The organism is Pseudoclavibacter sp. CFCC 13611 (assembly GCF_008831225.1).
Lineage (GTDB): Bacteria > Actinomycetota > Actinomycetes > Actinomycetales > Microbacteriaceae > Pseudoclavibacter_A.
The window spans coordinates 124,124-136,415 of record NZ_WBKE01000002.1 but is presented as its reverse complement, the minus strand read 5'-3'; the positions used below and the strand labels follow the sequence as shown (position 1 = coordinate 136,415).

Sequence of the window (12,292 nt, the reverse complement as noted above, 5' to 3'; positions counted from 1 at the left end):
CCGTCTTATCGAGCGACCGGTCTCTACGAGCGACCGCTGACGCGACAGAGGTCAGCGGTCACTCGTCGCGCATGCGCTCGTAGATCTCTTTGCACTCAGGGCAGACCGGAAACTTGCTCGGGTCGCGCCCGGGCGTCCAGATCTTGCCGCACAGCGCGCGCACTGGAGTGCCGTTGACGGCCGACTCCATGATCTTCTCTTTCTGCACATAGTGTGCAAAGCGATCGTGGTCGCCGTCTTCTTCGAGCTCCTGCATCTCACGCTCGAGCACGGCGACGCTGCCCGAATCGAACTCACGCTCGAGCTCGCGCAGCGGATCGTCGTCTCCAGAGTGATCCGTGATCGACGTCATGATCGGTTCCTTCCGTCCGAGCCGTGCTCGCCTCGGCCGGACTTCGTCATTGCGCCGAAGCCTCAAGGGTGATCTCGGTGCTCTGCGTCTGGCCGTTGCGCACGTACTCAACCGTGATCTTAGTGTCGGGACCGTTCTGACGCACAGTGCCGATGAGGTGCGATGAACTCGTGATGCGCACGTCGTCGACCTTGGTGATGATGTCGCCCGCACGCAGACCGGCCTGATCTGCAGGCCCTCCACTGGTCACATCCTTGATCAGAGCGCCGGTGGCGCCGTCCTGGGCCGTGGCGCTGCTGACCGTCGCGCCCAGCTGCCCGTGCTCCGCCTTGCCGCTCTCCATGAGCTCGCCGGTCACACGCTTGACGACGTTGGCCGGAATTGCGAAGCCCAGACCGATGCTGCCTGACGAGCTCGACTGCCCGGACGAACTCGTGGCGGTGGCGATCGCCACGTTGAGCCCGATCAGCTCGCCGGCATCGTTCACCAGCGGCCCACCCGAGTTGCCGGGGTTGATCGCCGCATCGGTCTGGATCACGGACAGATAGATCGAGTTGTCTGCCGCCGACGAGCTGCCGCTCTGCGAGCGAGGCTGCTGCTGCTGACTGCCGCCGCCTGAGCCGAAGTTGTTCCAGAAGTCGAAGCCGTTTCCCTGATCGGTGCTGCCGTCTTCGCCCTCGTTTCCGTCCTGAGCGGCTGACGAGCTCAGCGAGATCGCACGATTGAGCGCCGAGACGATACCGCTGGTGACGGTGTTCTGCAGCCCCTGTGGGGCGCCGATGGCCACCGCCGTGTCGCCGACGTTGAGCTTGGCCGAGTCGGCGATGGTGATCGGGGTCAGTGCCGGCGGGTTCTTGATCTGGATGACGGCGAGGTCAGTGGTCGGATCGAGCCCCACGACTGACGCCTCGTAGATGCTGCCGTCGCTCAGGGTGACGCTGAGCTGCGCCTTCGACGACGCGCCGTCGAGGGTGACCACGTGCGTGTTCGTCACGATGTGGCCGGAGTTGTCGAGCACGACCCCCGAGCCGGTGCCGGACTCGCTGCCGGTGGTGGCCGAGATCGTAACCACTGAGGGGCTCGCCTTCGCGGCTGCGGCGGTGATCTGCGTCACACTCTGCGGGTTGTTGATCGTGACGTTCGAGCTGCCCGAGCTGGCACTCACCGAAGGCTCGCCATGATTCGAGACCTGCCAGCCGATGGCGGCACCTGCGCCGCCGCCGACCAGCGCCGAGACGAGCGCCGCGATGCCGACCACTTTGGCGATCGAACCGCCGCTGCGCTTCGCTGTGCCGGATTGGTCGCCTGTACCGTCGGCAGAGCCGCCGCTGGGACCGTCTCCGCCGCCGAATCCGCCACCGGCAGACGCGCTCGGATCGTTCAACTGCTGGGTCGGGTACGCATCGGTCGGAAACCGCTGCGTCTGCTGCCCGGGGTATTGGGGCGTCTGAGCCGTCGGCTGCGCCGGTGCGCCGGCAGAGTCTGACTGGCTCGACGCGAAGGCCGGTGCCGAAGTCGGCGGCGCAGCATAGACCGGGGGCAGCGGAGTGGTCGGCTGCTCGTGGAACGGCTGGCGAGGGGGAACCTGCTGCGACGCTGCGGCCTCTTGGCGTGCGGGCTCGGCCTGGGGCGACCGAGCGTCCTGATCTTCCGGAGTCATAAGAATCGTTCCTCTCGTACATACCCACCGTGCACCTGCATGTTATGAAGCGCCTGTGTCAAAGCTGAGCAAAAACCTGTTGCGACCGAGTCTAGAGTTATGGCCATGACTTCACACGAGGATTGCGCCCCGCACGAGGAGCGCACACAGCCCTGGCGACACGTTGCGGCAGCGGTCGGTCTGCTGAACGACAAAGGCCAACCAGCTCCGACGGTCTTCGCAGAGATGACCAATCTCGCAATCGAGACCGGCTCCGTCAACCTCGGTCAGGGCTTCCCCGATGCTTCTGGCCCGCAGATCGTGCTCGACGTGGCCCGGCAGGCGATCGCCGATGGCGTGAACCAGTACGCGCCGGGCCCAGGCCTCGCCGATCTTCGTCTGGCCGTCGCAGAGCATCAACAACGCTTCTACGGTCTCGACGTCGACCCCGACAGCGAGGTGCTGATCACCACAGGCGCCACCGAGGCGCTCGCAGCGACGCTGCTCGCACTGACCGGCCCCGGTGACGAGGTCATCACGCTCGAGCCCTGCTACGACGCGTACACCGCTCTCATCGCCATGGCCGGCGCACGTCAAGTGCGCGTGCCCCTGACGCCGCCCACATTCGATCTCGATCTCGACCGACTCGAACAGGCGTTCTCCGAACGCACCCGCATCATCCTGTTGAACAACCCCCACAACCCGACCGGCACCGTGATCGGTCGTGCCGCGCTGACCCGCATCGTCGAGCTGGCCGAGCGCTTCGACGCTTTGATCGTCACCGACGAGGTCTACGAACACCTGGTCTTCGACGATGCCCGGCACACCAGCATCGCGCAGATTCCAGGGGCCTCCGACCGTTCGATCACGGTCTCATCTGCGGGCAAGACCTTCTCGGTGACTGGGTGGAAGATCGGCTGGCTGACCGCTCCCGCTCGTCTGCGTCAAGCGGTGCAGACGGTGAAACAGTTCCTGACGTTCACCACCGGCGCACCGTTCCAGCCTGCTGTCGCGACCGGGCTGCGGCTGCCCGACAGCGACTACGAGCAGATACGTTGCGGGCTGCAGCACGGCCGCGACATCCTGCATGGCGGGCTCGTCGCAGCTGGGTTCGACAGCAGCCCCGCCGCCGCATCGTACTTCTGCGTCGCCGACGGGAGTCCCTTGGGCTTCGACGACGCGACCGAACTGGCGCGCGTCATGCCCGAACGCTGCGGGGTCGTCGCGATTCCGCTCACTGCCTTCGCAGCGCCCGAGAACGCGGAGCTGTACCGACCGTATCTGCGGTTCGCATTCAGCAAGCGGGATGCCGTGCTGCAGGATGCCGCCGAGCGCCTAGAGCGACTGCGCGGCTGAGCCGTCGTCTGGAACGATGACGTCGAGGCGGCGCATCTGCAGTGCAGGGTTGTTCGCACGCACCTGGGCGATGCGTTCCAAGCTGATCTCGGTGCTGAGAAAGGCGCTCTCCGCGCCGGTGGCCGAAAGCACGACGCCCATGGGATCGACGATCAGCGAGCGACCGATGCCGTGTGGGATCGACTGCCCTGCTGCCAGCACATAGACAGTGTTCTCGATGGCACGGGCCTGCACCAGCGTGTTCCAGTGATGCTCTTTCAGCGGGCCGCCCACCCACTGCGAGGGGATCGCCACCAACTCGACGCCGGCATCGACGATGCGTCGAGTCAGCTCCGGGAACCGCAGGTCATAACAGGTCTGCAGCCCCACTGAGACGCCGTCGACTTCGAACACCGGAGCGCTGCCCTCCAGCGAACCGCGCACCACCCAGTCGGACTCTCTGTGCCCGAACGCGTCGAACAGGTGCACCTTGCTGTACGAACACTCGATGTCTCCGTCTGGGCCGACGGCCACGACGGTGTTCGAGAACTTGTCGGCGACCCCGCTCTCGGCGACGAGTCCCGCCACGATGTGCATTCGATGTTCGCGAGCAAGGCGCCCCAGAGTCGTGACGAAGGGTCCGTCGAGCGGTTCTGCGTTGGCGACGTAGTCTGCGCCCAGACGCCCGTTGAAGTACGAGGCGTACTCGGGAAAGACGATCAGTGAGGCGTCACGGTCGGCGGCCTCCTGCACATACATCGTGATCTGCCGCAGGTTCTCCTGTTTGTCGGTCGTCGGGCCGAACTGCCCGGCGGCGATCGTGACGGTGTTGTTCAGCCAGAGTGAGTCCTCCGGAGTGGGCACAGCGATCCTTCCCCACGCCTGCTGCAGGCGCGCACCGGCTCAGTCTATCGGGCGGCGGGACGAGCGCGCGCAGACCCGTGACCGGGCATACTACCCGCAGGCGACGAGCGACGGCTCAGGCAGCGGCGACAGGTCGCGACGCGAGACCGGCGAGAAAGAGCGCCTCGGCGATCGACACCCCTTCGATCTCGCTGGGAGCGACGCTCTCGTTCGGTGCGTGAATCGCGGCCGCCGGATCCTCGACGCCGAACAGCGCGATCTCGGCGTCGGGAAAGCGTTCGCTGAGCTCGTTGGTCAGCGGGATCGCGCCGCCGCTGCCTGCGAAGACCACGTCGCGTTCGAAGGCTCGGCTGAGCGCGGCTCCGAGCATGCCATAGGCGGGCGTCGTCGTGTCTGCCGCGAAGCCCTCACCGGTTCCGCCTGAGGTCACGTTCACCTGCACACCCCACGGCGCGACCGCGTAGAGGTGCGCGACCAGTGCATCCTGCGCCGCTGACGCCGACATGCCCGGCGGCACGCGCAGGTTCAGACGGGCGGCCGCGTGACCCTGCACCGCGGCCGTCGAGCCGACGACCGAGGGCGCATCGACACCGAGCACCGTCACTGTCGGGCGGGCCCAGAGCTGGTCGGCGACACTGCCCGAGCCGACCACTTCGACGCCCGGCTCGAGCCCGGCGTCTGTGCGGAACCGCTGTTCGTGGTAGGCGACGCCGTTCCAGTGCTGTGTCGCGTCGATGCCTTCGACAGTGAGGTCTCCGTGCTCGTCTCGCAGTGAGTCGAGCATGCGTATCAGCGCCTGCAGCGCATCTGGCGCAGCGCCGCCGAACTGCCCGGAATGCAGAGCGACCGGGAAGGTGTCGACGCTCACTGTGAGGTCGGCGACTCCGCGCAGCGACACCGTCAGCGTCGGCTCACCGGTTGCCGCATTGCCCGAATCGAGGATGATCATCACGTCTGCGGCGAAGTCTTCGGGGTGCTGGTTCAGGTAGTCGGCGAGTCCGCTGCCGCCTTGCTCCTCCGACCCCTCGAAGATCACCCGCACGCCGATGGGCAGCCCGTCGAACTGCTCGCGCAGCGCACGGAGCACGGCCAGATGTGCGACCAGGTTGCCTTTGCAGTCGGCCGCGCCACGCCCGTAGAGCCGTCCGTCGTCGCGTTCGGTGAGCACGAAGGGCGGTGTCTGCCACAGCCCCTCGTCAAGCGGCGGCTGCACATCGTAGTGTCCGTAGAGCAGCACCGTCGGAGCTCCGGCCGGTGCTGGGGCGTGCCCGACGACGGTCTGGCTGCCGTCGACGGTGTCGACGGTGTGTGCGTCGTCGATGCCCGCCTCGCGCAGCTGGGCGAGCAGCCACTGTGCCGCATCACGTGAGTGCTGCCAGTCGAACTGCGCCGGGTCGGCGACCGAGGGAAAGGCCACCAGCTCGCCGAGCTCGGCGAGCGCCCGTGGCTGCTGGGCTCGAACCGCGGCGATCAGCGCGCTGATCGTCGCCTGCGGCAGACCGAGGGCCGCCTCGAGGTCGATGGGCTCATGGCTCTGTTCTGACACGTGCTCTCCTGTTCGCAGACGGATGCGGTGCTTGCGCCTCCATCTTGCCACGCGGTCAGGCTGCGTCGGGGCTGACGAACGTCCACGGCTGCAGAGGCAGTGCGCCCGGGTCGAAAGTCTCGAGCATGCGTCGCAGCAGAGCCGCGGGCTCCTGGTCAGGGGCCTCTCGTCTGATCGCGGCTGCGCTCTCGCCGACATCGACCGCCGTGCCAAGAGAGCCTGCGATCCAGCAGAGCACCTCACCGCTCGTGTGACCGGCCGCCTCCAGCCGACGGAGGGTGACCGCGCCGTCCCGCTTGGCCAGTCGCTGCCCTGCGGCATTGACGACCAGCGGCACATGCGCGTATTCGGGCGGGCGCTGCCCGAGCATCCTCGCCAGCATCGCCTGTCTCGGTGCCGAGGTCAGCAGGTCGTCGCCGCGCACCACTTGGTCGACACCCGACCATCCATCGTCGACGACCAACGCGAAATTGTAGGCGTAGGCGCCGTCGGCGCGACGCAGCACGAAATCGTCGACCGCTCCGGTGACGTCACCGTGCAGCAGATCGTGCACGCTCGCGGCGTCGGTGTCGGCACGCAGACGCAGCGCAGGCGGCCGGTCTCGACGTCGACGGATGCGTTCGGCCTCACTGAGCTCTCGGCAGGTTCCCGGGTACTGACCGGGGATGCCATGCGGTGCCCGCACGGCGTCGGCGATCTCACGACGGGTGCAGAAGCACTCGTAGACCAGCCCGCGGCGCTGCAGGTCGTCAAGTGCCGCATCGAACCGATCGAGGTGTTCGGACTGCACTGAGATCGGCCCGTCCCAGTCCAGGCCGAGGCGGCCGAGATCGTCGATCTGAGGCTGAGGGTCACGCGAGCGCTGACGGTCGAGGTCTTCGACACGCAGCACGAAACGGCGGCCGGTCGAGCGCGCGAAGAGCCACGCGAGCACGGCGGTGCGCAGGTTGCCGATGTGCAGGTCTCCGCTGGGACTCGGCGCATAGCGGCCGCAGCCAGCGGAATGAGCGAACATGGAACTCACGGTAGCAGTCGATCTGCCGCGAGCCGCCCGGTGTAGCATGACGCTCGGCATTCGGCTCGGAAAGGCGACAGTGTCTCTCATCGACAGCATCTCTTGGCTCTACAACGCGACGATTCCACTGGGCGATCTCAAACCCCTGGTGCTGCGCGAGGTCGTGGGCAACGTGTTCGGTCTGGCCAGCGCCCTCGGAGGCATGCGTCGCAGAGTGTGGGCATGGCCGGTGGGCATCATCGGCAATGCCCTGCTCTTCTCGGTCTTTCTCGGTGCAATTCTGTCGCACGGTGAGGCAGCGACCCTGCTGGGGCAGGCTGGACGGCAGATCATGTTCATCGCCGTCTCGATCTGGGGCTGGCGGCAGTGGCATCAGAGTTCGCGCCAGCGCAGACCGGCCTCGGCGAGTGCGGAGACCGGGCCCGACGGGACCAGTGCTGCGGAGGCGGCGAGTCTGGTCGGACAGGCAGTGGCGACCGACCGACTGCGCGTCAGCACGCCGACTGGAGCCGAGGCCGAGCACAGCACAAAGTCCCACGGCGAGGCCGGGGTGTCGCCGGTATGGGCCACCGCACGTCAGCGCGCCGCCTTGGTGACCCTGATGGTGGTGGGCACGATCGCACTGACTCCGCTGTTCCGGCTGCTTGGGTCGTATGAGCCGGTGTGGGCAGATGCCTGGACGTTCGTCGGGTCTCTGCTGGCGACCTACGGGATGGCTCGCCGATGGGTCGAGTTCTGGCTGATCTGGGTCGCGGTCGACGTCGTCGGCGTACCCCTGCTGCTGAGCGCCGGATACTATGCGACCGCAGTGATGTACATCTTCTATGGAGCATTCACCCTGACGGGATTCTTCGTCTGGCGCCGAGTCGATCGACGCCGTCGCCTCTCCCACTGACGCCGAGGCCTCACGCGAACGAGAACCTGCCTCGCCTGCATACACCGAACCCGGCAGGCACGCAGCAGGGGCGCAACACCCGTCTTGCACGGATGCTGCGCCCCTGGTGTCTCACGCGATCATGCGATCACGCGCCTGCGATCAGTGTTCGACCGCGCCCTCAGCACCGAAGCCGGTGAGGGATCGCACGTCCATCTCGGCCTCGAGCTTGGGATCTTCTTTCTCTTTGGCCGGGATGACGGATCCTAGCCAGCCGAGGAAGAAGCCCGCTGGGATCGAGATGATGCCTGGGTTCTCAAGCGGGAACCAGGCGAAGTTCACGCCGTCTCCCAGCATCGACGTGGACGTTCCGCTCATCACCGGAGAGAAGATGATCAGCAGCAGCGTGACGATGAGACCGCCGTACATGCTCCAGACCGCGCCCCGGGTGGTGAAGCCCTTCCAGAAGAGCGAGAACACGATCGTCGGCAGGTTGGCGCTGGCCGCCACAGCGAAGGCGAGCGCGACGAGGAACGCCACGTTCTGCCCCTGTGCGCCGATGCCGCCCAAGATTGCGAGCACACCAATCACCACGACTGTGTTGCGACCGATCTTGACTTCGGTCTCAGGCGGGACGTGCTGCCCCTTCTTGAGCACGTTGGAGTAGATGTCGTGCGCGAACGAGGCCGCCGCAGTGATCGCCAGGCCGGCCACCACCGCCAGGATTGTCGCGAACGCCACCGCCGAGATGAAGCCCATCAGCAGAGGCCCGCCGAGCTGCATGGCGAGCAGCGGAGCTGCGGAGTTGACACCGCCGGGCGCAGCCTTGATGGTGTCAGGGCCGATCAGGTAGCCGGCACCGTAGCCGAGCACCAGGGTGAAGACGTAGAACAGGCCGATCAGCCAGATCGCCCAGACCACGGATTTGCGGGCCTCTTTGGCGGTGGGAACCGTGTAGAAGCGCATCAGCACGTGTGGCAGACCAGCGGTGCCCAGCACCAGTGCGGCACCCAGAGAGATAAAGTCGGCCGGGTTCTTGTACTTCAGACCGGGTGCGAGAATGGCTTCGTTGCCGTTCGCCGCCTCGACGGCACGACCCAGCAGCAGGTCGAGGCTGAATCCGTTGAGCGCCAACACCCAGATCGTCATCGCGCCGGCACCAGCGATCAGCAGGATCGCCTTGATGATCTGCACCCAAGTGGTGCCCTTCATGCCGCCGATCAGCACATAGACGATCATCAGCACGCCGACGATGGTGATAACGATCGACTGACCGAGCTTGTCGCTGATGCCGAGCAGCAGTGACACCAGGCCACCCGCTCCAGCCATCTGCGCCAGCAGGTAGAAGAACGTCACCGCCAGCGTGCTGATCGCCGCAGCCATGCGCACGGGGCGCTGCTTCAGGCGGAACGACAGCACATCTGCCATCGTGAACTTGCCGGTGTTGCGCATCAGCTCGGCGACGAGCAGCAGCGCGACCAGCCACGCCACCAGGAACCCGATCGAATACAGGAACCCGTCGTAGCCGCTCACGGCGATCGCACCGGTGATGCCCAGGAACGAGGCCGCCGACAGGTAGTCGCCGGCGATGGCCGTACCGTTCTGAGTGCCGCTGAATCCGCGGCCTCCGGCGTAGAAGTCGTCAGCCGACTTGTTGCCTCTACGGCTCACACGGATCACGATGAACATCGTGACGCCGACGAACAGCATGAAGATGATGATGTTGAGAATCGGGTTGTTCTCGGTCACCGCATTGCTCTGAATCAGCACATCGGTCATGTTCTACTCCCCCTTGCCTGCGGTGACGGTCTGCTCCGCGGCGGTCAGCTCTGCACGCAGGTGCTCCGAGTCCGGGTCAAGCTTGCGGTTGGCGAACGAGACGTACCACATGGTGATCGCGAACGTGGTCACGAACTGTGCCAGCCCCAGTATGATGCCCAAATTGACGTGCCCAAACACGGGCGTGGCCATCAGCTTGGGCTGAGTGATGGCAACGATCACGAATCCGAAGTACCAGATCAACGCCACCAGCAGCACGGGCAGAACGAAGCGACGGTGCTTCTTCTTCAGACTGATGAACTCAGGCGATGCCTGAACTGCGATGTAGTCGATCTCACCTCGTCGTGTGTCGACAAACTCCTTGTTCGCCACGGGGCCTCCTTGCCTCGGCGGTCATTTTCCCTCAATGTACCGAGAGCGAACAGGGGTGGCGAATCGTATACGTGCATCGTATACACGTGGTTCCGTGAGGTGAGACACGCCGTGTCACACGGCGCACTGCTGCCTCAGATCAGTCAGCGAGGGCGTGTCAGAGCGACCGCGCGAGCCTGCTCGACGTAGGGGTCGTCGACCTCGGGCACGCGCATCATCCCATAGCGGTTCGCAAGCGCCGCTCCGATCAGATAGTCGGCCAGGCGTGGATTCTTGGGCAGCACTGAGCCATGCAGATAGGTGCCCACGACGTTGGCGACTCGCGCACCCTCTGTGCCGTCCTGCCCGTTGTTGCCTGCGCCGTGACCGCTGTGCACGGTGCCGAGCGGCTGCACGCCGTCACCGAGAAACGTTTGCCCGCTGTGGTTCTCGAACCCGATGATCGTGCCGAACTGCTCGCTCTCGACCACGACGTTGCCGACCAGCCGCTGACTCTCGCCTTTGGTACGAACGTCGAGCACGCCGATGCCCTGCAGCTGCTGACCGCCGATGGTGTCGAAGCTTCGGCCGAAGAGCTGGTACATGCCGCAGACCAGCAGCATGGGGGTGCCGATGTCGACCATTGCCTGCACCCACTGCTGACGGTTGAGCAGATCGCGATAGACCTTGGCCTGGCCGGAATCCTGCCCACCGCCGCCGATGACGATGTCAGCTCGACGCGGGAGTGGCCCGCCCACGTGCAGATCATGCACGCGTGGCACGAAACCCATCCACTCCAGCCGTCGCACCAGCGTCAGGGTGTTGCCCCAGTCGCCGTAGATGTTCATCTCGTCTGGGTAGAGCTGCAGGATGTCGACGGGTCGTCCGATGTCTGAACCCGGCGTCACCGAGGTGACCGGTTCGTCCATGAACGAGGTGTCGACAGGCCGATGCACGACCACTTCGGCTGACGACTTCGGTGCCTCAGCCGACTCGACGTCGGTTGCTGCCGATTCTGCCTCTGCCTGATCTGACGTCGCAGAAGCGGCTGCGCTCGGCGACCACAGCAGCGCGATCTCTTCGCGATAGATCAGCAGCTCGGTCGTTCGCGCCTCGTTCGCGACGTCGCCGCTCTTCGATGTCTGGTTCTTGGACGGCTGTTTCATGCTCGTCATTCTCCGATCCGAGTCACCGTGGTGTATCGCGCCATCTCGCGACGCAGCTGCAGCATAGCGGTGTAGGTGCAGAAGATACGTGCCGGGTGCCCGCTCGAATCGGTCAGAAAACCGTCGAGAGCGGCGCTCAGGGCCGGCTCGACGCGATCGGCTGCGACCAGGTCGTACTGCAGGCGCAGGGCCATATCCCATGCCCGCACACCGCTGACCATGCTGACCCCACGCTCGCGCAGAGCGCTGAAGTCGACATCCCAGAGCCAGCTCATGTCTCGCCCATCGGCGTAGTCGTCGTTGATCGCTATCATGACGGCCTCATCGGGGCCGCCGAGCGACCGCAGCGAGGAGCGGAAGCCGGACGGGTTCTTGACCAGGGAGAACCGAACCGGCCTGCCGCCGACGTCGAACGTCTCGCCTCGGCCGAAGGCGGCTTGAACCTGTCCGAGGGCGGCGATCAGCCCCGGGGTGCGCAGCGGATGCGCCTCGGTCGCAGCAGCGCGGGCACCGGCGAGCGCCGCCGCGGCGTTCAGCGCGTTGTGCACACCGGACAGCTGCAGATCGACCGTGTACCGCTCATCGTCGATGGTATAGACGGCCTGCTGCCCTTTCACCTCGGTGAGCTGCACATCGGCAGGTGCTGTGGGAACGGCCAGAGCCGAACCGGTGTGCGCGTCACGAGACTCATGCAGGCTGTCGTCGTCGGGAAAGAGCTCGGCGAGCTGACGGGCATAGCCGAAGTAGCGCACCTGCGTCTCAGGGGCGACCTGGTCGGCGATCGCCCGCACTCGGGGATCGTCACGGTTCAGCACGACCGTCTCGGTCGTGGCCTGCGCGACCTTCGTCAGCAGCTGCGCCGTGGTGTCGATCTCACCGAAGCGGTCGAGCTGGTCGCGCATCACGTTGAGCAGCACTGAGACCCGTGGCCTCACCTTGTCGATGAAGTGCAGCGCATGTGCCTCGTCGAGCTCGAGCACGGCGATGTCTGCGGCGAGATCGCCTCGCCAGTCGACCTCGCTGATCAGGCTGGCGACCACTCCGCGGGTGAAGTTCGACCCGGACTTGTTGCTGAAGACGCGAAGCCCCTGCGCCGCCAGCAGCTCGACGATCATCTTCGTCGTGGTGGTCTTGCCGTTCGTGCCGCTGACCAAGACCACCCCTTGCGGCAGCTGTCCCAAGGTCTGATCCATGAAATGCGGGGCGAGTCTCTCGACCACATATCCCGGCAGCGCCGAGCCGCCTCCACGCAGGCGAGCGACCGCCTGAGTCAGGCGACCGATTGCGACGACGACGGGATTGCTCATGGTTCTTCATTGTAGGCGGAGCCGCCGACATCTCCTCCGCGACTTCCCCGGTTTCCCGATTACT

General features: G+C 65.8%; 11 protein-coding genes. 2 read left to right on the top strand and 9 right to left on the bottom strand.

Annotation, left to right across the window (positions count from 1 at the left end):
* Positions 1 to 58: 58 nt before the first annotated feature.
* Positions 59 to 352 carry a DUF3039 domain-containing protein gene (locus F8O08_RS04955; protein ID WP_158037296.1) on the bottom strand — a complete coding sequence of 98 codons (294 nt, stop codon included), beginning with the start codon at positions 350 to 352 and terminating at the stop codon, positions 59 to 61.
* A 46-nt stretch (positions 353 to 398) separates the two neighbouring features.
* A complete protein-coding gene (locus tag F8O08_RS04950) occupies positions 399 to 2,012 on the bottom strand; it encodes a S1C family serine protease (RefSeq protein ID WP_158042740.1) in 1,614 nt (537 codons plus the stop codon).
* A gap of 105 nt (positions 2,013 to 2,117) precedes the next feature.
* Between F8O08_RS04950 and F8O08_RS04945 the strand changes: the two genes are divergently transcribed.
* Positions 2,118 to 3,347 (top strand): aminotransferase class I/II-fold pyridoxal phosphate-dependent enzyme, encoded by a 1,230-nt coding sequence (locus F8O08_RS04945; protein ID WP_158042739.1) that lies wholly within the window; start codon positions 2,118 to 2,120, stop codon positions 3,345 to 3,347.
* On the opposite strand, the gene F8O08_RS04940 is transcribed toward F8O08_RS04945, so the two are convergent.
* The 3 genes from F8O08_RS04940 to gluQRS all read right to left on the bottom strand — a co-directional run bounded on the left by F8O08_RS04940 (position 3,327) and on the right by gluQRS (position 6,751).
* Positions 3,327 to 4,190, bottom strand: coding sequence for a carbon-nitrogen hydrolase family protein (locus tag F8O08_RS04940; protein ID WP_225733342.1), 864 nt, complete (start codon positions 4,188 to 4,190; stop codon positions 3,327 to 3,329). The two genes, F8O08_RS04945 and F8O08_RS04940, sit on opposite strands and share 21 nt — an antisense overlap.
* A gap of 115 nt (positions 4,191 to 4,305) precedes the next feature.
* Positions 4,306 to 5,736: a dipeptidase gene (locus F8O08_RS04935; RefSeq protein ID WP_225733341.1), complete on the bottom strand. Its 1,431-nt coding sequence runs from the start codon at positions 5,734 to 5,736 to the stop codon at positions 4,306 to 4,308.
* Between the two features lie 55 nt (positions 5,737 to 5,791).
* Positions 5,792 to 6,751: a tRNA glutamyl-Q(34) synthetase GluQRS gene (gluQRS, locus tag F8O08_RS04930; protein ID WP_158042738.1), complete on the bottom strand. Its 960-nt coding sequence runs from the start codon at positions 6,749 to 6,751 to the stop codon at positions 5,792 to 5,794.
* Between the two features lie 88 nt (positions 6,752 to 6,839).
* Here gluQRS and pnuC point away from each other — a divergent pair, with 88 nt between their 5' ends.
* Positions 6,840 to 7,646 (top strand): nicotinamide riboside transporter PnuC, encoded by an 807-nt coding sequence (gene pnuC / locus F8O08_RS04925; RefSeq protein WP_225733372.1) that lies wholly within the window; start codon positions 6,840 to 6,842, stop codon positions 7,644 to 7,646.
* A gap of 141 nt (positions 7,647 to 7,787) precedes the next feature.
* On the opposite strand, the gene F8O08_RS04920 is transcribed toward pnuC, so the two are convergent.
* From F8O08_RS04920 to F8O08_RS04905, 4 genes are all read right to left on the bottom strand, one after another.
* Positions 7,788 to 9,404, bottom strand: a complete 1,617-nt coding sequence (locus F8O08_RS04920; protein ID WP_158032051.1) for a cation acetate symporter — start codon at positions 9,402 to 9,404, stop codon at positions 7,788 to 7,790.
* 3 nt (positions 9,405 to 9,407) lie between these two features.
* Positions 9,408 to 9,776 (bottom strand): DUF485 domain-containing protein, encoded by a 369-nt coding sequence (locus tag F8O08_RS04915; protein WP_192496756.1) that lies wholly within the window; start codon positions 9,774 to 9,776, stop codon positions 9,408 to 9,410.
* 143 nt (positions 9,777 to 9,919) lie between these two features.
* Positions 9,920 to 10,921: a type 1 glutamine amidotransferase gene (locus tag F8O08_RS04910; protein ID WP_225733340.1), complete on the bottom strand. Its 1,002-nt coding sequence runs from the start codon at positions 10,919 to 10,921 to the stop codon at positions 9,920 to 9,922.
* Positions 10,922 to 10,926: 5 nt separating this feature from the next.
* The gene (locus F8O08_RS04905) at positions 10,927 to 12,228 is read right to left on the bottom strand and encodes a Mur ligase family protein (RefSeq protein WP_158037293.1); all 1,302 of its coding nucleotides are present in this window, start codon (positions 12,226 to 12,228) and stop codon (positions 10,927 to 10,929) included.
* Between the last annotated feature and the right edge of the window lie 64 nt (positions 12,229 to 12,292).

Bases quoted from the DNA above. Each gene is read 5' to 3' on its own strand.
- F8O08_RS04955 (WP_158037296.1), bottom strand. From the start codon at position 352: ATGACGTCGATCACGGATCACTCTGGAGACGACGATCCGCTGCGCGAG.
- F8O08_RS04950 (WP_158042740.1), bottom strand. From the start codon at position 2,012: ATGACTCCGGAAGATCAGGACGCTCGGTCGCCCCAGGCCGAGCCCGCA.
- F8O08_RS04945 (WP_158042739.1), top strand. From the start codon at position 2,118: ATGACTTCACACGAGGATTGCGCCCCGCACGAGGAGCGCACACAGCCC.
- gluQRS (WP_158042738.1), bottom strand. From the start codon at position 6,751: ATGTTCGCTCATTCCGCTGGCTGCGGCCGCTATGCGCCGAGTCCCAGC.
- F8O08_RS04920 (WP_158032051.1), bottom strand. From the start codon at position 9,404: ATGACCGATGTGCTGATTCAGAGCAATGCGGTGACCGAGAACAACCCG.
- F8O08_RS04910 (WP_225733340.1), bottom strand. From the start codon at position 10,921: ATGAAACAGCCGTCCAAGAACCAGACATCGAAGAGCGGCGACGTCGCG.
- F8O08_RS04905 (WP_158037293.1), bottom strand. From the start codon at position 12,228: ATGAGCAATCCCGTCGTCGTCGCAATCGGTCGCCTGACTCAGGCGGTC.